General features: G+C 71.7%; 18 protein-coding genes. 8 read left to right on the forward strand and 10 right to left on the reverse strand.

Annotation, left to right across the window (positions count from 1 at the left end):
- The first annotated feature begins 116 nt into the window (after positions 1-116).
- Positions 117-953: a chaplin gene (locus ABZ192_RS18410; protein ID WP_356925521.1), complete on the forward strand. Its 837-nt coding sequence runs from the start codon at positions 117-119 to the stop codon at positions 951-953.
- 110 nt (positions 954-1063) lie between these two features.
- Here ABZ192_RS18410 and ABZ192_RS18415 read toward each other — a convergent pair whose 3' ends face one another.
- Positions 1064-1252 (reverse strand): DUF5703 family protein, encoded by a 189-nt coding sequence (locus ABZ192_RS18415; protein ID WP_010045410.1) that lies wholly within the window; start codon positions 1250-1252, stop codon positions 1064-1066.
- A gap of 47 nt (positions 1253-1299) precedes the next feature.
- On the opposite strand from ABZ192_RS18415, the gene ABZ192_RS18420 reads away from it, so the two are divergent.
- Positions 1300-2001 carry a hypothetical protein gene (locus ABZ192_RS18420; RefSeq protein WP_356925522.1) on the forward strand — a complete coding sequence of 234 codons (702 nt, stop codon included), beginning with the start codon at positions 1300-1302 and terminating at the stop codon, positions 1999-2001.
- 64 nt (positions 2002-2065) lie between these two features.
- Here ABZ192_RS18420 and ABZ192_RS18425 read toward each other — a convergent pair whose 3' ends face one another.
- Positions 2066-4354: a helix-hairpin-helix domain-containing protein gene (locus ABZ192_RS18425; protein WP_356925523.1), complete on the reverse strand. Its 2289-nt coding sequence runs from the start codon at positions 4352-4354 to the stop codon at positions 2066-2068.
- Entirely contained in the window at positions 4351-5337 is a 987-nt protein-coding gene (locus ABZ192_RS18430) for an aldo/keto reductase (protein ID WP_355848605.1), read from the reverse strand. The genes ABZ192_RS18425 and ABZ192_RS18430 overlap by 4 nt, the downstream gene beginning before the upstream one ends.
- A 183-nt stretch (positions 5338-5520) precedes the next feature.
- Here ABZ192_RS18430 and ABZ192_RS18435 point away from each other — a divergent pair, with 183 nt between their 5' ends.
- Both ABZ192_RS18435 and ABZ192_RS18440 read left to right on the forward strand, forming a co-directional pair.
- A complete protein-coding gene (locus tag ABZ192_RS18435; protein ID WP_356925524.1) occupies positions 5521-6576 on the forward strand; it encodes an LLM class F420-dependent oxidoreductase in 1056 nt (351 codons plus the stop codon).
- A 287-nt stretch (positions 6577-6863) separates the two neighbouring features.
- Positions 6864-7652: a ferritin-like domain-containing protein gene (locus ABZ192_RS18440; protein ID WP_356925525.1), complete on the forward strand. Its 789-nt coding sequence runs from the start codon at positions 6864-6866 to the stop codon at positions 7650-7652.
- A gap of 23 nt (positions 7653-7675) precedes the next feature.
- Here the strand turns inward: ABZ192_RS18440 and corA are convergent, their stop codons facing one another.
- Positions 7676-8671: a magnesium/cobalt transporter CorA gene (gene corA, locus ABZ192_RS18445; protein WP_356925526.1), complete on the reverse strand. Its 996-nt coding sequence runs from the start codon at positions 8669-8671 to the stop codon at positions 7676-7678.
- A 61-nt stretch (positions 8672-8732) separates the two neighbouring features.
- Here corA and ABZ192_RS18450 point away from each other — a divergent pair, with 61 nt between their 5' ends.
- From ABZ192_RS18450 to mshC, 4 genes are all read left to right on the forward strand, one after another.
- On the forward strand, positions 8733-9419 hold the full coding sequence (locus ABZ192_RS18450; RefSeq protein WP_356925527.1) for a histidine phosphatase family protein: 687 nt from the start codon (positions 8733-8735) through the stop codon (positions 9417-9419).
- 78 nt (positions 9420-9497) lie between these two features.
- Positions 9498-10088, forward strand: coding sequence for a DUF3090 domain-containing protein (locus ABZ192_RS18455; RefSeq protein ID WP_086839541.1), 591 nt, complete (start codon positions 9498-9500; stop codon positions 10086-10088).
- Positions 10052-10879, forward strand: coding sequence for an SCO1664 family protein (locus tag ABZ192_RS18460; RefSeq protein WP_356925528.1), 828 nt, complete (start codon positions 10052-10054; stop codon positions 10877-10879). The genes ABZ192_RS18455 and ABZ192_RS18460 overlap by 37 nt, the downstream gene beginning before the upstream one ends.
- A gap of 94 nt (positions 10880-10973) precedes the next feature.
- Complete coding sequence (gene mshC, locus ABZ192_RS18465; RefSeq protein WP_356925529.1) at positions 10974-12203, forward strand: cysteine--1-D-myo-inosityl 2-amino-2-deoxy-alpha-D-glucopyranoside ligase; 1230 nt, start codon at positions 10974-10976, stop codon at positions 12201-12203.
- 82 nt (positions 12204-12285) lie between these two features.
- Here the strand turns inward: mshC and ABZ192_RS18470 are convergent, their stop codons facing one another.
- The 6 genes from ABZ192_RS18470 to ABZ192_RS18495 form a co-directional block, all read right to left on the reverse strand.
- Positions 12286-13269, reverse strand: coding sequence for a PAC2 family protein (locus tag ABZ192_RS18470; RefSeq protein WP_020276825.1), 984 nt, complete (start codon positions 13267-13269; stop codon positions 12286-12288).
- Positions 13270-13426: 157 nt separating this feature from the next.
- A complete protein-coding gene (locus ABZ192_RS18475) occupies positions 13427-14098 on the reverse strand; it encodes a FadR/GntR family transcriptional regulator (RefSeq protein ID WP_356925530.1) in 672 nt (223 codons plus the stop codon).
- 163 nt (positions 14099-14261) lie between these two features.
- Positions 14262-15878, reverse strand: a complete 1617-nt coding sequence (locus ABZ192_RS18480) for a glycerol-3-phosphate dehydrogenase/oxidase (RefSeq protein ID WP_356925531.1) — start codon at positions 15876-15878, stop codon at positions 14262-14264.
- An 8-nt stretch (positions 15879-15886) separates the two neighbouring features.
- The gene (gene glpK / locus ABZ192_RS18485; protein WP_193504432.1) at positions 15887-17425 is read right to left on the reverse strand and encodes a glycerol kinase GlpK; all 1539 of its coding nucleotides are present in this window, start codon (positions 17423-17425) and stop codon (positions 15887-15889) included.
- A gap of 84 nt (positions 17426-17509) precedes the next feature.
- Entirely contained in the window at positions 17510-18301 is a 792-nt protein-coding gene (locus ABZ192_RS18490) for an MIP/aquaporin family protein (protein WP_356925532.1), read from the reverse strand.
- 278 nt (positions 18302-18579) lie between these two features.
- Positions 18580-19353 (reverse strand): IclR family transcriptional regulator, encoded by a 774-nt coding sequence (locus tag ABZ192_RS18495; protein WP_020276830.1) that lies wholly within the window; start codon positions 19351-19353, stop codon positions 18580-18582.
- Positions 19354-19465: the final 112 nt, after the last annotated feature.

Here is a 19465-nt window from a genome sequence, read left to right on the forward strand (position 1 = left end):
TCAAGGGGAGTTCTGAGCCATCGGTCCCGGAGCGCGTGCCATGCGCTCCGGGACCGAACGCTTCTTTCGAGGAATTCGAGAAGAATTCGAGACAGTCCGAAGGCAGGTATTCAGGAATGCGACAGGTCACCCGCAAGGGTCTGATGACCGTGGCGGCCGCGACCGGCGTGATCGCCGCCGCGGGCGGCTCCGCTCACGCCGACTCGGGCGCGCAGGGCTCCAGCGCGGGCTCGCCCGGCGTGCTGTCCGGTAACACGGTGCAGGCGCCGGTGCACGCGCCGGTCAACGTCTGCGGGAACACGGTCAATGTGATCGGTGTCCTCAACCCGTCGGTGGGCAACTCGTGTGCCAACGAGGGCGGTGGATCGTCGTCGGGGGGATACGGCGATTCAGGCGGTAACGGCGGCTCGCACGCCGGCGGCCATGCCGGTGACTCGCCCGGCGTCGGCTCGGGCAACCATGTCGAGGCGCCGGTCTACGCGCCGGTGAACGTCTGCGGCAACAGCGTCGACGTCATCGGCGCCGGCAACTCCAGCACGGGCAACGACTGCGCGAACGGCGGCTCCGGCGGGCATCACACCGACCCGCCCGGCGGCGGCCACGAGAACCCGGGACAGCCGGGCGACCCGGGCAACCCCGGAAACCCGGGCGACCCCGGTGGTCCGGACGGTCCCGGAAACCCGGGCGACCCCGGTGGTCCGGACGGTCCCGGAAACCCGGGCGACCCCGGCAAGCCCGGACACCCGGACGACCCCGGCACCCCGCCCGGCGAGAAGCCGGGCGGTTCGTCGGACGGCAACGAGCTGGGCGGCCAGTTCGTCACCCAGCCCAAGGGCGACGCCCAGCTCGCCAGCACCGGCAGCGACCTGCCGCTCGGCCTCGCCCTGCCGGCCGGCGCGGGCGCGCTGCTCGCGGGCTCGATCCTCTACCGCAAGGCGCGCACCTCGGCCTGACAGCCCCGGGGAAGGCCGAGCCAAGGCCTGGCACCAGCGGAAAACGGAGCGGGCCCCGCCGATGCGGGGCCCGCTCCCGTGTGTGCCTTCTCCCAGTGCCCCGTCTCAGCTCACCACGTGGCCCGCACCTGACGGATGATCCGCCGGCGCAACCGCACCTTGCGGCTGCCGTCGCGCAGCAGGCTCAGACGGTGCAACTCCCAGTGTCCGTACTCGGCGTGGTCGGTCAACAGACGTGCCGTCTCCTTGCGGGAGACCCCGCGCGGCACGTACACGTCGACAAATTCGTATTCCGGCATCGCATCTATTGTGCGGGCTGGGGCCTGGTACGGATAGCGTCTGCACTATGTCTGATGCTGCGCAGCCCACCGCTGCCGAGGTACGCGCCGCCGCCGAGGCGGTCAAGACCGCGCTCGACCGCCACCTGGCCGCGGTCGAACGCAGGTCGGGGGAGGACGACCCGGCCGTCTACGAGGCGTTCAACCAGCTGGCCGCGGCCGCAGAGGTGTACGACGAACTGCTCTATGACCGTTACGACGAGGTCACACCCTTCGAGATCCCCGGTACGGAGGACGCGCTGCCCCCGTACACGGGGCCCGAGGAACCGAACGCGCTGAGCGTACTGATCCGCCGCGACTACGCGGTGGCGGAGCCACAGCGGCTGCTCGCCCATGCCCAGCGGATCGAGGCCGCGGAGGGCGAGGACGGCCCGGCCGCCTCCGGGACGATCCACGGTGCGCTCGGCCTCCTCTTCGGCGAGTTCGAACCGGACGAGATCGCCTCCCGGCACAAGGAGTTCGGGCTGGAGGAGGGCGACTCCACGCTCTGGGTGACGGCGGCGGAGGAACCGGCCGACCCCGGCGAGTGGCTGGAGGCGCCGTTCGAGCAGGTCGATCCGCAGAGTGTGGTCTGCCGCTTCGACGTCAGCGCCGTGTTCGACGACGTCGACGACGAGGACGACGAGGTGGTGGACGAGGCCGAGGACGACCTCGACACCGACCTGGACGAGGACGAGGATCTGGAACCGCTCGACGCGGACCGCCGCTGAGCGCACACGTCAGCCACCCGACGGCGGTGGTCACGGGGCCGCCCCGTGACCACCGCCGTCGTCGTCAGCCGCTGATCTGCGGGGCGAGCAGCACCGGAAGCCGGGTCGTCCGGGGCTTCGCCGGAACCTCGGCCACAGCCCTGGCCAAGGCCTGTTCCACGCCGTGCACGACGGACAGATGGCGGTCGGCCCGCCCGAACGCCGTGTACACCCACGGCCGGCTGAGGGCCTGCGCGGCATCGCCGGGCAGCACCACGACCACCGCCGGCCACCGGCTCCCCACCGCCTGGTGCGCGGTGAGCGCCCAGCCGTGCCGCACGGACTGCTCCACCCGCTCCTTCGGTACGACGACGTCCTCGCCCTCGCACGCCAGATGCAGCCCCTCGGCATCTGCCTTCACCACGCGGCCCGGCAGCGCACGGCCCGGCACGGGGGAGTGGACGACACGGTCACCGGGGTCGAAGCCGCCGAAGCGGCCCGGGCCCGGATTGAGCCGCTCCTTCAACGCCGCGTTGAGCGCACGCGTGCCGACGGCGCCGCCGTGCCCCGGCGTGATCACCTGCGTCTGCTCGGCCGGTACGCCGATCGCCCGCGGCACCGAGTCCGCGACGAGCTGCACCGTCCGGTGCACGGCCTCGCCCGCGTCCCGCACCGGCACGATCACGACCTCCTTGCCGGGGGCCTCCACCTGGTTCAGCTCACCGACGCCGATACCGGAGACCAGCTCGCCCAGCGGCCCGGGATCCGGCTGCCGCGAGGCGATCTGCGGGCAGATCCGCGCGGCGAGCAGATCCGCGAACACCCGGCCCGGACCGACGGACCACAGCACCGCCGGATCCCCGGCCAGCACCAGCCGCGCCCCGTCCGGCAGCGACTCCGTCAGCAGCGCGGCCGTCTCGACATCCAGCTGCGGCGCGTCGAGCACGACGAGCAGATCGAGATCCAGCGCCCCGTCCGCGTCCCGGCCAGGTCCTTCGGCCCCGGAGAGCAGCCCGGCGACGGTGACCACGGGGGCGTGGGCGCCGGGAGCGGCATCGGCCGTTTCGGCGGTCTGCCCGGGGACGGCCTGCCCGGGGACGACCTGCCCGGGGAGGGCCGCCGCCAGATCCGCGCCCGGGTCCGCCGGGTGGCCGGACCGACGGAGCAGCGCCGCGAAGCGGTTACGGCCGATCGGGCCGTGGGTGGCGGCCCAGGCGCGCAGGCCCAGGGTGTGCGCGGCGGTCAGCAGTGCCGCGGGCTCGGTCAGGGAGGCCTCGCCGCCGGTGTGCAGGACCAGGCCGTGTGCGGCGACCGCGCGGAGCAGCTCGGCCGTCGAACCCCGGGTCGCGGCGGCGGCCCGCTCCCAGTCCTCGGCCGAACCGTCCTGCTTGGGCACCGAGTTCACCAGCCGGGCCAGACCGTCGGCCAGGCTCTCCTCCGCGAGCGCGTACCGCTCCAGGCCGACCAGGACACGGACCGGACGCTCCTCGTCGTCCTCGTCCGCGCCCTCCTCCTCCGCACGGGCAGGCGCGCCACCGGGCTCCTCCAGGGCGTCCTGGAAGACCAGTGCCTCGCCCTCCGCGATCGCGTCCTGCACGGCACTGTTGGGGTCAGGCACGCCCCGCTGGGCCAGGGCCGCGAGGAGCGCCGGCATCTCCAGGGCCGTGTGACCGGCGAGCGCGGCCTGCTCCAGGAGCCAGACGGTGACGGCCCGGCCCCGCCGCTCGTCGTCCGGGCCGCACTCGGCGCCGAGCAGGGCCCGGGCGAACCCGTCGGCCTGCTCGGGACGCACACCGGCGACCCGCAGCAGCTGCCACGGATCGGCCCGCAGAAGTTCGTCGGCTCCCTCGCCGAGTGCGGCGGCCACCTGCGGTGCGAGCACCTCGGGGGCACCGCCCTCGCCGAGCACCTGCCGCACGGCCTGCACCGCGGCCGGCGCGGGGGCCGTCGACGCGGCGGCGGTCCCGGCCGCGGCCGGCTGTGGCCGTCGGACCGGCTCCGGGGCGGAGCGGCGGGGGGCGGGCTCGGGCTCCGCGAACACCGCGGCGACCGGCTTCTCGCCGCTCTCCACGGCCCGTACGGCCGCGAGGAGATCGGCGGCCTTGCCGCTCAGCTTGGTGCCGGCCTCGACCGGCGCCTTCTTCCCGGCCTTGCGCTGCTCGATGCGCTCCCGCTCCAGGCGCTGGGCCCGCAGCTCGGCCTCGGCCTCGGACACCTCACCGGCATCGGCCGCGTCCCCTTCGGCCCCCTCGGCCTCGGACACATCACCGGAACCGGCCGCATCCGCCCCGGGCTCCTCGGCCCCCTCGGTCTGCGCACCACCGGTCGGCGTCCCCGGCTCGGCGTCCTCCGTGGTCTCCGGCTCCGTGCTCACAGCGTGCTCCAGTCGTGATCGGGATAGCGGTGCACAGGCGCCGACACGTCGTCGAGCGCCCGGCAGATCTCGTCAGGAAGACTAAGGGTCTCCACTGACAACGCCGCCGTGAGCTGCTGCGCGTTGCGCGCGCCGACGATGGGCGCGGCCACTCCCGGCCGGTCGCGGACCCAGGCCAGCGCCACCTGGAGCGGTGTCACCGCGAGACCGTCGGCCGCGGTGGTCACGGCGTCCACGATGCGCCTGGCCGTGTCGTCCAGGTACGGCGCGACGAACGGCGCGAGATGCTCCGAGGCACCGCGCGAGTCCGGCGGGGTGGTGTCGCCCCGGTACTTGCCCGTCAGCACGCCACGCCCCAGAGGTGAGGACGGCAGCAGCCCGATGCCCAGGTCCAGCGCCGCAGGCAGCACCTCGCGCTCGACGCCCCGCTGGAGCAGTGAGTACTCCAGCTGCGTGGCCGCCAGCCGGGTCCGCGTGCCGGGGGCCGCCAGCTGCCAGGTCGCGGCCTTGGCGAGCTGCCAGCCGCAGAAGTTGGAGACGGCGGCGTAGCGGGCCCGGCCGCTCGCGACCGCGAGGTCGAGGGCCTGGAGGGTCTCCTCCAGCGGGGTGTCCGGGTCGAAGGCGTGCACGTGCCACAGGTCGACGTAGTCGGTGCCGAGCCGGGAGAGCGAGGCGTCCAGCGCGGAGAGCAGATGGCCGCGGGAGGTGTCGAAGCGGCGGTCGGGGTCCGGCACGCTGCCGGCCTTGGTCGAGATGACCAGGTCCCGGCGGGCCACCAGGCCGTCCATGAGCCTGCCGAGGAGGTACTCGGCGTCTCCGTCGCCGTACACGTCCGCGGTGTCGACGAGGGTCCCGCCCGCTTCCCAGAACGTCTTCATCAAGTCCGCTGCGTCGTGCTCGTCGGTGTCCCGTCCCCAGGTCAGGGTGCCGAGCCCGATCCGGGACACACGCAGGCCGGTGCGGCCGAGATGCCTCTGCTCCATGAACGCCGAGATTACTGGCCAGAGCCTTCCCTGTGGTGGGCTGTGGACAGCCGATTTCGCGGATCCGGCCGCGAGTTGTTCCGGCACCGCTGCCCGCGGCCGGGCCCATACACCTAGGTCCCCGCCGAGCCGCACGCTAAGGTCTCCGCACATGCACGTTACTGATCGGTAAGGGGATTCGGCATGCAGCTCGGTATCAACCTCGGCTACTGGGGTGCCGGAATGGACGCGGACAATCTGGCCGTCGCCCAGGAGGCCGACCGGCTCGGATACGCCGTCTGCTGGGCCGCCGAGGCCTACGGCTCCGACGCCGCCACCGTACTGACCTGGGTCGCCGCCCAGACCGAACGCATCGACGTCGGCTCCGCCATCTTCCAGATCCCGGCCCGCCAGCCCGCGATGACCGCCATGACGGCGGCCACCCTCGACTCCCTCTCCGGCGGCCGCTTCCGCCTCGGCCTCGGCGTCTCCGGCCCGCAGGTCTCCGAGGGCTGGTACGGCGTCAAGTTCGACAAGCCCCTGGCACGCACGCGTGAGTACGTCGAGATCGTCCGCAAGGCCATGACGCGCGAGCGCCTGTCCTACGAGGGGCAGCACTGGACGCTGCCCCTGCCCGACGGCCCGGGCAAGCCCATCAAGCTGACCGTGCACCCGCAGCGCGAGCACATCCCGCTGTACATCGCCGCGATCGGCCCGAAGAATCTCGAGCAGACCGGCGAGATCGCCGACGGCGCCCTGCTGATCTTCCCCTCCGCCGACCACCTGGAGGAGACGACGATCAAGTACCTGCGCGCCGGGCGCGAGAAGGCCGGCAAGACCCTCGACGGCTTCGACGTCTGCCCGACCGTCCCGCTCGCCGTCGGCGACGACAAGGACGTCGCCGCGCTCGCCGACACCTTCCGCCCCTACACCGCGCTGTACGTCGGCGGCATGGGCAGCCCCAAGCAGAACTTCTACAACCAGCTCGCCCAGCGCATGGGCTACGAGAAGGAGGCCGCCGAGATCCAGGGCAAGTACCTGTCCGGCGACAAGCAGGGCGCCGCGGCCGCCGTCCCGCACGAGCTGATCGACAAGACCACGCTGCTGGGGTCCGTCGACCGGATCGCGGACCGGATGAAGGCCTACGCGGAGGCCGGCGTCACCACCCTGAGCCTGGCCCCGGCCGGCTTCACCCTCGACGAGCGGCTCGCGTCTCTCCGCGCCGGCACCGAGGCCCTGGAGCGCGCCGGGCTCGCCTGACACGACGCCACCCGGCGGAGTTGTCTGCGGCCGTGGTGGGGGCTCGGGGGTCTTCCCCGCCACGGCCGTCACGCAGAACAACGCCCCGCGCCCCCCGCGGTTACGCGGGGATCTCACCGCCCCAGGCGGCAGAGACCCCCGCGGCCGTGCCGGACTCGCCTGTCCTCCATTCGGCGGAGTTGTCCGTCGCACCTGTTGCCGCGCCTTTCCTCCCGCATTTGACTCGTTCCTTGCGGAAACCTGCGGAATCACGCAGCACGCGCACGTGCGCGGGAGAGGTGCTCACGATGCTTTCGGCCAAGAGTGTGTTCCAGGAGATCCTCGCCGACGACGAGGCCTTCGCCCTGTTCTGCTCCATCGCCGCGAGCGGCGAGTCCCAGGGCGGCTGGGAGAACGCCCGAATCGCCGCGCTGGTCCCCGACAGCGAGCGGGAACTCGCCCCCAAGATCACCCGGCACGGCGCCGACGAGGACAAGCACGGCCGGATCTTCAACGCCCTGCTGAAGAAGCGCGGCCTCGACCCCGTCCCGGTCCCGCCGGAGACCGACTACACGATGCTCCTGGAGAAGAACGGCATCGGCCTCGCGCACGAGCAGCTGGGCCGCGACGAGCGGCTCACGGTCCAGGACATCGTCACGTACCTCTCGCACAGCAGGGTCACCGAACAGCGCGCCTCCGAGCAGATGCAACTGCTCCGCAAGCACTTCGCCGACGATCCCGACATCGGCCGCGCCGTCAAGCAGATCTCCCACGACGAGGACAACCACCTCGCCTACTGCCACGAGGAACTGCTGCGCTTCGCCTACGCGGGCCACGGCCGGGCCATCCAGCGGACCCTGCGCGCCTGCGCGCTCGCCGAGATCCGGATCTACCGGGACGTCAGCCTCGCCGTCATGGCGCACATGGGCCGCATCCTCGGCTGGTCCCGGGCCAAGTCGGCGGTGCTCGCCGCGGGCATCCACGCCATGTACGCCTACGAACGGCTGGGCGGCTGGCGCCGGATGGTGTCGCTGAAGATGCCCGAGCGCCGCGACGCCCTCGGCGGACCCGCGTCCACGGCCCCCGAGTTCGCCTGAGCCGGCCCGCCCGCAGCTCCGCCCTACAGCCAGCCCCGGCGCTTGAACAGCCGGAACACCAGCACCTCGAGCACGGCCATCACCGCGATCAGCGCCGGGTAGGACCACTCCCACCGCAGCTCGGGCATGTGCTCGAAGTTCATGCCGTAGATCCCCGCGATCATCGTGGGGATCGCGGCCATGGCCGCCCACGCGGAGATCTTCCGCATGTCGTCGTTCTGCCGGACGCTCATCTGCGCCAGATGCGCGTTGAGGATGTCCGACACCAGCCGGTCCAGGTTCTCCACCGACTCGTTCACGCGCGTGAGGTGATCGCTGACGTCGCGGAAGAACGGCCGCGCCCGGTCGTCCACGAACGGCACGGCCACGCCGGCGGGTGCCGTGCCCGCCAGCCGGCTCATCGGCAGGGCCAGCGGCCCGGTCGCCCGGCGGAACTCCAGGACCTGCCGCTTGAAGTTGTAGATCCGGGACGCGGTGTGCCGCGAGCCCCCGTCGTCCGGCGAGAAGACCTCCGCCTCCAGTCCCTCCAGGTCGGCCTGCAGCTCGGTGGCGACCTCCAGGTAGTGGTCGACGGCGGCGTCGGCGACCGCGTAGAGGACGGAGGTGGGACCGGTGCCCAGCAGGTCCGGCTCCTGCTCCAGCCGGCGCCGTACGGCCTTGAGCGGGGCGCCCTCGCCGTGCCGGACGGTGACGACGAACGCGTCGCCCAGGAAGATCATGATCTCTCCGGTGGAGACGGTGTCGCTGTGCGGCTCGTACGCCACCGGCTTCAGCACCACGAAGAGCGAGTCGTCGTACACCTCCAGCTTGGGCCGCTGGTGGGCCTTGAGGGCGTCCTCGACGGCCAGCGGATGCAGCCCGAACTCCTGGGTCACGACGTCGAATTCGCGCTCTGTCGGCTCATGCAGCCCGATCCACACGAAACCGCCCGCCGCCCGGGCCTCACCCAGGGCGTCGGAGAAGTCCTCCGGCCCTTCCGACCGGTGTCCCTCGCGGTAGATGGCACAGTCGACGATCACGAAGCGAGTCTCCCGTCACTCGAACGACACCGTACGCGCGCGTGCGCCTACGCTGGACCGCATGCCCACGTTGATCCTGGTCCGGCACGGACGTTCCACCGCCAACACCGAGGGACTGCTCGCCGGCTGGACACCCGGTGTCGCCCTCGACGAACGCGGCGCGGCGCAGGCCGCCGCGCTGCCCGGGCGGCTCGCCGAACTGCCCCTCGCCGAGATCGTCACCAGCCCGCTCCAGCGCTGCCAGGAGACGATCCGGCCCCTTCTCCGGGCCCGGCCGGACCTCAGCCCGCACACCGACGAGCGCATCGGCGAGTGCCACTACGGCGACTGGTCGGGGCGCAAGCTCGACGAGCTCAAGGACCAGCCCCTGATGGAGGTCGTGCAGGCGCACCCGTCCGCCGCGGCGTTCCCCGGGGGCGAGTCGATGCGGGCCATGCAGACACGCGCCGCCGAGGCCGTACGCGAGTGGAACGCGCGCGTGGAGCGCGACCACGGCGCCGACGCCGTCTACCTCATGTGCTCGCACGGCGACGTCATCAAGTCGCTCGTCGCGGACGCACTCGGGCTTCATCTGGACCTCTTCCAGCGGATTTCCGTTGAACCGTGTTCCATCACCGCGATCCGTTACACGCGGCTGCGTCCGTTTCTCGTCCGCCTCGGCGACACGGGCGACTTCACGTCCCTGGTGCCGCGCGAGGAACCGCCGGGCGAGGAGGCCCCCGTCGGGGGTGGTGCGGGCGCACCGTGATCGTCGGCCGCAGTAGGGTGAAGCGGTCGCAGCAGTGCCGTAGTCACACGGTTCCCACGATTCCAATGGAGACAGGACGTGTCCCGTCAGGTGTTCCTCTACGACCATCCGGAGCGTTTCGTGGCCGGTACGGTCGGACTGCCCGGGCGCCGTTCGTTCTTCCTCCAGGCCACCGCCGGCTCCCGGGTGACCAGCGTGGCCCTGGAGAAGACCCAGGTCGCCGCACTCGCCGAACGCATGGACGAACTGCTCGACGAGGTCGTACGCCGTAGCGGGGGCAGCGCCGCCGTCCCCGCCGTCGCACCGTCGGAGATCACCGACACCGCCCCGCTGGACACCCCCATCGAGGAGGAGTTCAGGGTCGGCACGATGGCGCTCGCCTGGGACGGCGAGGAGCAGCTGATGATCGTCGAGGCGCAGGCGCTCGTCGAGCTCGACGCCGACACCGAGGAGGACCTCGCCGAGGCGGAGGAGCGGCTGCTCCAGGACGAGGAGAACGGGCCTCCGATGCTGCGGGTGCGGCTCACCGGCGCGCAGGCGAGGGCCTTCGCCAAGCGCGCCCTCGACATCGTCAACGCCGGGCGGCCGCCGTGCCCGCTGTGCAGCCTCCCGCTCGACCCGGAAGGACACGTATGTCCGCGCCAGAACGGATACCGCCGCGGAGCGTGACACCTCCGGACGCCGCCGAACTGCTCGCCCGGGGCGAACTCGCCGTGCGCGGACGCATCCGTGAGGCGTCCAACGCGGCCCTGTACTGCACGGTCTCCCTCGACGGCCGTGACGCGGCCTGCATCTACAAGCCGGTCGCCGGGGAGCGGCCCCTGTGGGACTTCCCCGACGGGACGCTCGCCCAGCGCGAGGTCGCCGCGTACGAGGTCTCCGAGGCGACCGGCTGGGGCCTCGTCCCGCCCACCGTGCTGAGGGACGGCCCCTACGGCGAGGGCATGTGCCAGCTCTGGGTCGAGGCGACGCCGGAGGCGGAGCTGCTCGCGCTGGTCGACGCCGAGGAACCGGAGCCGGGCTGGAAGGCGATCGGCTTCGCCGAGGTCGGCGAAGGCCGCACCGCGCTCCTCGTCCACGCGGACGACGAGCGCCTGCGGCGGCTCGCGGTGCTGGACGCGGTGCTCAACAACGCCGACCGCAAGGGCGGGCACCTGCTGCCGATCGGCGAGGGGCGGCTGTACGGGATCGACCACGGGGTCACCTTCAACGTCGAGAACAAGCTGCGGACCCTGCTGTGGGGGTGGGCGGGAGAGCCCCTCACACAGGAGGCCGTCCACGTCCTCGAAGGTCTCAGGAAAAATCTGGCGGACGGCGGTCCCCTCACGGCCCGGCTCCAGCCGCTGATCACCGGCGCGGAGATCGAGGCCACCCGCGCGCGGGTCGCCGCGCTGCTCGCCTCGGGGAAACATCCCGAGCCCAGCGGGGAGTGGCCGGCGATCCCCTGGCCCCCGGTGTAGCAGCACAGCCGCCGAGCTCCCGCAAGAGCGCCTTCTCGGCCGTCCGGTCCGCTCCCATTCGTATATGGAACTTCAGTCCGGTTAGGCTCAAGGCATGCATGCCTGGCCCGCTTCCGAGGTCCCCGCCCTGCCTGGTCAGGGCCGCGACCTGAGGATCCACGACACCGCGACCGGTGGTCTGGTCACCCTCGACCCCGGTCCCGTCGCCCGTATCTACGTCTGTGGCATCACCCCGTACGACGCCACCCACATAGGACACGCGGCGACCTACAACGCGTTCGACCTCGTGCAGCGCGTGTGGCTCGACACCAAGCGGCAGGTTCACTACGTCCAGAACGTCACCGACGTCGACGACCCGCTCCTGGAGCGGGCGCAGCGCGACGGCATCGACTGGGCCGGGCTCGCCGAGCAGGAGACGGCCCTCTTCCGCGAGGACATGACGGCCCTGCGGATGCTCCCGCCGCGGCAGTACATAGGCGCCGTCGAGGCGATACCCGGGATCGTCCCGCTCGTCGAGCGGCTGCGGGACATGGGTGCGGCGTACGAACTCGAGGGCGACGTCTACTTCTCCGTCGAGTCCGACCCGCACTTCGGCAAGGTCTCCGGGCTGGACGCCGCGGCGATGCGGCTGCTGTCCGCCGAGCGCGGCGGCGACCCGGACCGGCCGGGCAAGAAGAACCCGCTCGACCCGATGCTGTGGATGGCGGCCCGGGAGGGCGAGCCCAGCTGGGACGGCGGATCGCTCGGGCGTGGACGCCCCGGCTGGCACATCGAGTGCGTGGCCATCGCCCTCGACCACCTCGGCATGGGCTTCGACATCCAGGGCGGCGGCTCCGACCTGGCCTTCCCGCACCACGAGATGGGCGCCTCGCACGCCCAGGCCCTCACCGGCGAATTCCCCATGGCCAAGGCGTACGTGCACGCCGGCATGGTCGCCCTCGACGGCGAGAAGATGTCCAAGTCCAAGGGCAACCTGGTCTTCGTCTCCACGCTCCGCCGCGACGGCATCGACCCGGCCGCCATCCGGCTCGCGCTGCTCGCCCACCACTACCGCGCCGACTGGGAGTGGACCGACCAGGTCCTCGAGGACGCCGTGGCACGGCTCGGCCGCTGGCGGGCCGCCGTGTCCCGGCCCGACGGACCGCCGGCGGAGGCGCTCGTGGCGGAGATCCGCGAGGCACTCGCCAACGACCTGGACGCCCCGGCCGCGCTCACCGCGGTCGACCGCTGGGCCGCGCTCCAGGAGCGCAGCGGCGGCACGGACGAGGGCGCCCCCGGGGTCGTCTCCCGGGCGGTGGACGCGCTGCTGGGCGTCGCGCTGTAGCCGTACAGCACTGCAGCCGTACAGCACGCGAAGGGGCGCCTCCCGGCCGGGAGGCGCCCCTTCTGCTGCCGCTCGGGACCGCTCAGTCCTCCGACGACTCCTCGTCGTCCGTGCCCGGCTTGGGCGGCTTCGGAGGCCGCGTACGGCCGCTGGGGTTGTCCCGCAGGTACGACGTGCTGTCGCTGCCGTCGGCCGTGGCGTGCCCGCCGGAGGCGGTCGGTCCGCCCCCGTCCCGGCGCCGCAGATAGCGCTCGAACTCGCGGGCGATCGCCTCGCCGGACGCCTCCGGCAGCTCGGCGGTGTCCCGGGCCTCCTCCAGCGACTGGACGTACTCGGCGACCTCGCTGTCCTCGGCGGCCAGCTGGTCCACGCCGACCTGCCAGGCGCGCGCGTCCTCGGGCAGCTCGCCCAGCGGGATGCGCACGTCGATCAGGTCCTCCAGCCGGTTCAGCAGGGCCAGCGTGGCCTTCGGGTTCGGCGGCTGCGACACGTAGTGCGGCACCGCCGCCCACAGCGAGACGGCCGGCACGCCCGCGTGCGTGCACGCCTCCTGCAGGACGCCGACGATGCCCGTGGGCCCCTCGTACTTGGTCTCCTCCAGGTCCATGCGGCGGGCCAGGTCAGGGTCGGACGTCGTCCCGCTGATCGGAACCGGACGGGTGTGCGGGGTGTCACCGAGCAGGGCGCCCAGGACGACCACCAGTTCCACGCCGAGTTCGTGTGCGAAGCCGAGCAGTTCGTTGCAGAACGACCGCCATCGCATGGACGGTTCGATACCCCGGACCAGGACGAGATCGCGTGGCTTGTCCCCGCCGACCCGGACCACCGACAGTCTTGTCGTCGGCCAGGTGATCTTGCGGACGCCGGCTTCCATGAACACCGTGGGCCGGTTGACCTGGAAGTCGTAGTAGTCCTCGGCGTCCAGCGCCGCGAAGACCTCGCCCTTCCACTCCCTGTCCAGATGCGCGACCGCGGTGGAGGCGGCGTCGCCGGCATCGTTCCAGCCCTCGAACGCGGCCACCATGACCGGGTCGATCAGCTCGGGAACCCCCTCGAGCTCGATCACCCAGCGCCTCCTTCCGACGTGCCCTCGCGTACCCCCCAACCTTACGGCGTGCCAAGGGGGCGCCCGCAGCCCCCTTGCAGGGGGAGTGACCCCATCACTGCCCCGCGATCCACCGCGGAACACCCCGGATTCATCCGAGCTGTGCGTGAGTCCCTGGTCACAGCGTGGAGCGCAGCCACTGCTCCACGCTCGCGATGTGCACCGTCGCCCACGAGCGCGCCGCCTCGGCGTCCCGGTCCCGCAGGGCCGCGAGGATCGCCCGGTGCTCGCGCAGCGTGCGGCCGACCGCGTCCTCCTGGGTGAGGCCGCGCCAGATCCGGGCCCGGGTGGTGGGACCCGACAGCCCGTCGAGCAGCGAGCACAGCACGGAGTTGCCCGAGCTGTGCACGATGCCCCGGTGGAACTCCAGGTCGCAGGCGACGAGGTCCTCCACGGACGGGTCGTCACCGAGCTTGTCCAGCTGGGCCGTGAGCGCGTCGAGTTGCTGTTCGCTGATCCGCAGGGCCGCCATCGCCGTCGCCGCCGGCTCCAGGATGCGGCGCACGGCCAGGAACTCCAGGACCGTGTCGTCGCGGTGGAAGTCCACGACGAAGCTCAGGGCCTCCAGCAGCAGCTGCGGATCGAGGCTGGTGACGTACGTGCCGTCGCCCTGCCGGACGTCCAGGATCCGGATGAGGGACAGCGCGCGCACGGCCTCCCGCAGGGAGTTGCGGGACAGGCCGAGGTCGGCGGCGAGTTCGCTCTCCTTGGGCAGCCGGTCGCCCGGGCGCAACGCGCCGGAGACGATCATGCCCTTGATCTTCTCGATCGCCTCGTCGGTGACTGCCATGGCCGGCCTCCCTGTCGCTCAAGACCTCCGACGTATCAGGTCATTATGGGGGTCCCGAACGGCGTCGGGAACGCGGAAGGGGCGGCTCCGTCGGCGTGGAGCCGCCCCTTCCGGCAACGGGAGCCCCCTCGGTCCCCGTGGCGGGGCCCCTCCCGGGCCGTACCTACTTCTTGTCGAGCAGGTCCTGGACCTTGGCGCGGACGTCGTCCGTGGCCAGGCCGCGGATCGTCAGCGTCGTGCGGCGGCGCAGCACGTCGTCCTGCGTCTCGGCCCACTCGTGGTCCCGGGCCCACACGACCTGCGCCCAGATCTCCGGGGCGTCCGGGTGGACGCGCTCGGCGAGCTCGGGGCTCTCGTTGGCCAGACGGGCGATGTCGAAGGCCAGCGAGCCGTAGTGGGTGGCCAGGTGCCTGGCGGTGTCGGCCGCCATGCGCGGGCCGGGCGCCGGGCGGTCGGTCAGCAGCCGGTGGGCGACCGCGCGTGGGTTGGCGATGCCGGGCAGCGGCAGCTTCTTCGGCAGCGAGCTGATCGGCTCGAAGTCGTCGCCCAGCGGGTGGCCCGGCAGCGACTCCAGCTTCTGCATGATCGTGCGGCCGATGTGCCGGAACGTGGTCCACTTGCCGCCCGCGACGGACAGCATGCCGCCCTTGCCCTCGGTCACCACCGTCTCGCGCTTGGCCTTCGCCGTGTCGCCGGGGCCGCCCGGCAGCACGCGCAGACCGGCGAAGGCGTACGTGATGAGGTCACGGCTCAGCTGCTGGTCGCGGACCGAGAAGGCGGCCTCGTCGAGGATCTGGGATATGTCCTTCTCGGTGACCGAGACATCCGCCGGGTCGCCCTCGAACTCCTCGTCGGTGGTGCCCAGCAGCAGCATGTCCTCCCAGGGGAGGGCGAAGGTGATGCGGTACTTGTCGATCGGGGTGGCGAGCGCGGCCTTCCACGGGGAGGTCCGCTTCAGGACCAGGTGCGCGCCCTTCGACAGGCGGATGGAGGGCGCCGCGTTCGGGTCCTCCATCTTCCGCAGGTGGTCGACCCACGGGCCGGTCGCGTTCAGCACCAGCCGGGCGTTGACGCCGAACTCGTCGCCGGAGAGACGGTCCCTGAGCTCAGCGCCGGTGACACGGCCCTGGGTGAAGCGCAGGCCCGTCACCTCGGCGTGGTTGAGGACGACCGCGCCCGCCTCGACAGCGCCGCGGACCGTCATCAGCGCCATGCGCGCGTCGTTCATCTGGTCGTCGCCGTACACGGCCACGGCCTTGAGGTTCTCGGTGCGCAGCTCGGGCACGTCCTGCGCGGCCTTGGCCGGCGAGAGCAGGTGCCCGACGCCGTCACCGAAGGCCGACAGCGCGGAGTAGGCGAAGACGCCCGCCCCGAGCTTCGCCGCGCCGTGCGGCCCGCCCTTGTAGACGGGGAGGTAGAACGTGAGCGGGTTCGCCAGGTGGGGAGCCACCTGCCGGGAGACCGCACGGCGCTCGAAGTGGTTCTCCGCCACCAGCTTCACCGCGCCGGTCTGCAGGTAGCGCAGACCGCCGTGGAGCAGCTTGGAGGAGGCGGAGGACGTGGCACCGGCGAAGTCGCCGGCGTCGACCAGAGCCACCCTGAGGCCGGACTGCGCGGCGTGCCAGGCGGTGGAGATGCCCAGAATGCCGCCGCCGATCACGAGAAGGTCGTACGACGCCTTGGCGAGCTGCTCCCTGGTCTCGGCTCGGCTCGGGTTCGAGCCGGAGGACGGGCGCGTCCCCAGGGCAGGCACGGACTTCAGGGTGGACTGAGTGGTCATGCTGTTTCTTACTCCTCGTCCTCGAGCCAGCCCATGGTCCGCTCGACGGCCTTGAGCCAGTTCTTGTACTCACGGGCGCGGGTGTCCGCGTCCATGCGGGGGGTCCACTCGGCGGCCCGGCGCCAGTTGGCGCGCAGGTCGTCGGTGCTGTTCCAGAAGCCGACGGCGAGGCCGGCGGCGTAGGCGGCGCCGAGGCAGGTGGTCTCGGCGACCATCGGGCGCACCACGGGGGCGTCCACGAAGTCGGCGAGGGTCTGCATCAGCAGGTTGTTGGAGGTCATGCCGCCGTCGACCTTCAGGGCGGCCAGCTCGACGCCGGAGTCCTTCGTCATGGCGTCGGCGATCTCGCGGGTCTGCCAGGCGGTGGCCTCCAGGACGGCACGGGCCAGGTGCGCCTTGGTGACGTACCGGGTCAGGCCGGCGATCACGCCGCGGGCGTCGGAGCGCCAGTACGGGGCGAACAGGCCGGAGAAGGCCGGCACGAAGTAGGCACCGCCGTTGTCCTCGACCGACAGCGCGAGGGTCTCGATCTCGGCGGCCGTGGAGATCAGGCCCATCTGGTCGCGCATCCACTGCACCAGCGAGCCGGTGACGGCGATCGAGCCCTCCAGGGCGTAGACCGTGTCCTGGTCGCCGATCTTGTAGCCGACGGTGGTCAGCAGCCCGCTGTACGAGTTGATGATCTTGTCGCCGGTGTTCATCACCATGAAGGTGCCGGTGCCGTACGTCGACTTGGTCTCGCCCTCGGCGAAACAGGTCTGGCCGAACAGGGCCGCCTGCTGGTCGCCGAGCGCGGAGGCGACGGGGATGCCGCCGAGCAGGTCGCCGAGCTTGCCGCCGGTGATCTCGCCGTAGACCTCGGCGGAGGAGCGGATCTCGGGCAGGATCTGCTTCGGGACGCCGATCGACTCGCAGATCTTGTCGTCCCACTCCATGGTGTGGAGGTTCATCAGCATCGTGCGGGACGCGTTGGTGACGTCCGTGACGTGCTTGCCGCCGTCGGTACCGCCGGTCAGGTTCCAGATGACCCAGCTGTCCATGGTGCCGAAGAGGATGTCGCCCGCCTCGGCGCGCTCCTTCAGCCCGTCGACGTTGTCGAGCAGCCAGCGGGCCTTCGGACCGGCGAAGTAGGAGGCGAGGGGGAGACCCGTCTCGCGGCGGAAGCGGTCCTGGCCCACGTTGCGCCCGAGCTCGCGGCAGAGGGCGTCGGTGCGGGTGTCCTGCCAGACGATGGCGTTGTGGACGGGCTCACCGGTGTTCTTGTCCCACAGCACGGTCGTCTCGCGCTGGTTGGTGATGCCGATGGCCTTGATGTCGTCGCGGGTGATGCCGGCCTTCTCGATGGCCCCGGCGACGACCTCCTGGACGTTCGTCCAGATCTCGGTGGCGTTGTGCTCGACCCAGCCCGGCTTCGGGAAGATCTGCTCGTGTTCCTTCTGGTCGACGGACACGATCCGGCCGTCACGGTCGAAGACGATGCAGCGGGACGAGGTGGTGCCCTGGTCGATGGCGGCGATGAAGGGGCCGGCGGTGTGCGCGTCGGTCACTGTGTGCTCCTGATAATTCCGGGTTTAAGGGGCTTTACGTACGGCGCGTGCTGGAAGTTTCGCGACGGGCGCGAGGATTGCTTCCTAAGCGAATGCGACGTTGTAGATGCCTGCCGCGATGGCGCCGCCGATCAGCGGACCGACCACCGGGACCCAGGCGTAGCCCCAGTCGGAGCCGCCCTTGTTGGGCAGGGGCAGCAGGGCGTGCACGATGCGCGGACCGAGGTCACGCGCCGGGTTGATCGCGTAGCCCGTCGGGCCGCCGAGGGACAGGCCGATGGACACCACCACGAGCGCGGTGATCAGCGCGCCCAGCGTGCCCAGGCCGTTGCCCTTGTCGTTCAGGCCCTGCGTGAGCACGGCGAGCACCAGCACGACGGTGCCGATGATCTCCGTGGCGACGTTCTGCCAGGCGACCCGGACCTCGGGCCCGGTGGAGAAGATGCCCAGCACGGGGCCGGCGGCCTTCTCCTGGGCCTCGACGGCCTTGGCCGTGTCCTGCGCGCCCGGACCGCCGACGATCTCGCGGTCGGTGAGGTGGGCTTGGAACTGGCCGTAGTAGGCGATCCAGACCAGGGCGGCACCGATCATGGCGCCCAGGATCTGTCCGGCCCAGTAGACCGGGACGTTCTTCCAGTCGCCGTCCTTGATCGCGATCGCGAGGGTCACGGCGGGGTTCAGATGGGCGCCGGACAGCGGCGCCGACGTGTAGACCGCCGTGAGCACCGCGAAGCCCCACCCGAAGGTGATGGCGAGCCAGCCGGCGTTACGGGCCTTGGAGGCCTTCAGCGTGACGGCGGCGCAGACTCCGCCGCCGAGGAGGATGAGTATGGCGGTACCGATGGTCTCGCCGATGAAGATGTCGGAGCTGGACACCCGCGACTCCTTTGTCCTTCGTCCAGGGGTGAAGTTCTGTACCGGCCTGGCGTTGTCACACTCTAGCGCGTATTGCCGGTAGCTGTTCGACAATGTCGACCGATGGACGGGAGTCTTGCTTCGGCGTTACGAGCACGTCAAGGGCTGTGTTGTCGAAAACACGATCGTTACTGATCGCCGCGGCCTCGTGGATCTCCAGCGCGGTTCGCCGGCGGCCCGTGCGCGGGCATGCCGAGGACCGGAACGCCCCGTGGCGTCCCGGTCCTTCCGTGTCCCTGTCAGAAGCGCCCGGCACCCAGATCCCGTGAGACCGCGCGGGCGCAGTCCCGGACCGCCGCGATCAGCTCGGGGCGCAGCGCTCGCTCTTCGTCGGGCCGGCACAGCCGCTCCACGGCGCCCGTGATGCCGACCGCGCCGACCGGCATGCGCCGCCGGTCGTGGATGGGCGCGGCCAGGGAGGCGACGCCCTCCCAGGTCTCCTCGACGTCCGCCGCGTAACCGCGCGCGCGGGTGACGTCGAGGATGTGCTCGAAGTCCTCCGGCTCGCACACGGTCCGGTCCGTGAACGCCTTGCGGTCGGCCTCCAGGGCCTCGCTGTGCGCCACCGGGTCGTAGGCGGAGAGCACCTTGCCCAGAGCCGTGGAGTGCAGCGGCTGCATGGCCCCGATCTCCAGGACCTGGCGGCTGTCGTCGGGCCGGAACACGTGGTGCACGATCAGCACGCCCTGCTGGTGCAGCACGCCCAGGTAGACGCTCTCGCCGCTGGAGCGGGCCAGGTCGTCGGTCCACACCAGGGCGCGCGCCCGCAGCTCGTGCACGTCGAGGTAGGTGGTGCCCAGGCGCAGCAGCTCCGCGCCGAGCTGGTAGCGCCCCGAGGTGTCGTCCTGCTCCACGAAGCCCTCCTGCTGGAGGGTGCGCAGGATGCCGTGAGCGGTGCCTTTGGCCAGGCCCAGCGACGAGGCGATGTCCGACAGGCCGAGCCGCCGCTCGCCGCCCGCGAGCAGCCGCAGCATCGCGGCCGCCCGTTCGAGCGACTGGATGTTCCGTGCCATCGCCGTACTGCCTCCGTCCCCTTCGACCGCCGACCAGCGGCGCCCGCAGCCTTTGTTCGGCAATGCCGAACACTACCGGTCGATGCCGACCTCTCGCTAATGGCGGTCACCA

The sequence above is a fragment of the Streptomyces sp. NPDC006235 genome (genome assembly GCF_040613735.1).
Lineage (GTDB): Bacteria > Actinomycetota > Actinomycetes > Streptomycetales > Streptomycetaceae > Streptomyces.

Bases quoted from the DNA above. Each gene is read 5' to 3' on its own strand.
- ABZ192_RS18420 (WP_356925522.1), top strand. From the start codon at position 1,300: ATGTCTGATGCTGCGCAGCCCACCGCTGCCGAGGTACGCGCCGCCGCC.
- ABZ192_RS18495 (WP_020276830.1), bottom strand. From the start codon at position 19,353: ATGGCACGGAACATCCAGTCGCTCGAACGGGCGGCCGCGATGCTGCGG.
- ABZ192_RS18475 (WP_356925530.1), bottom strand. From the start codon at position 14,098: ATGGCAGTCACCGACGAGGCGATCGAGAAGATCAAGGGCATGATCGTC.
- mshC (WP_356925529.1), top strand. From the start codon at position 10,974: ATGCATGCCTGGCCCGCTTCCGAGGTCCCCGCCCTGCCTGGTCAGGGC.
- ABZ192_RS18430 (WP_355848605.1), bottom strand. From the start codon at position 5,337: ATGGAGCAGAGGCATCTCGGCCGCACCGGCCTGCGTGTGTCCCGGATC.
- ABZ192_RS18410 (WP_356925521.1), top strand. From the start codon at position 117: ATGCGACAGGTCACCCGCAAGGGTCTGATGACCGTGGCGGCCGCGACC.
- ABZ192_RS18435 (WP_356925524.1), top strand. From the start codon at position 5,521: ATGCAGCTCGGTATCAACCTCGGCTACTGGGGTGCCGGAATGGACGCG.
- ABZ192_RS18440 (WP_356925525.1), top strand. From the start codon at position 6,864: ATGCTTTCGGCCAAGAGTGTGTTCCAGGAGATCCTCGCCGACGACGAG.
- ABZ192_RS18415 (WP_010045410.1), bottom strand. From the start codon at position 1,252: ATGCCGGAATACGAATTTGTCGACGTGTACGTGCCGCGCGGGGTCTCC.
- ABZ192_RS18450 (WP_356925527.1), top strand. From the start codon at position 8,733: ATGCCCACGTTGATCCTGGTCCGGCACGGACGTTCCACCGCCAACACC.
- ABZ192_RS18480 (WP_356925531.1), bottom strand. From the start codon at position 15,878: ATGACCACTCAGTCCACCCTGAAGTCCGTGCCTGCCCTGGGGACGCGC.
- ABZ192_RS18460 (WP_356925528.1), top strand. From the start codon at position 10,052: ATGTCCGCGCCAGAACGGATACCGCCGCGGAGCGTGACACCTCCGGAC.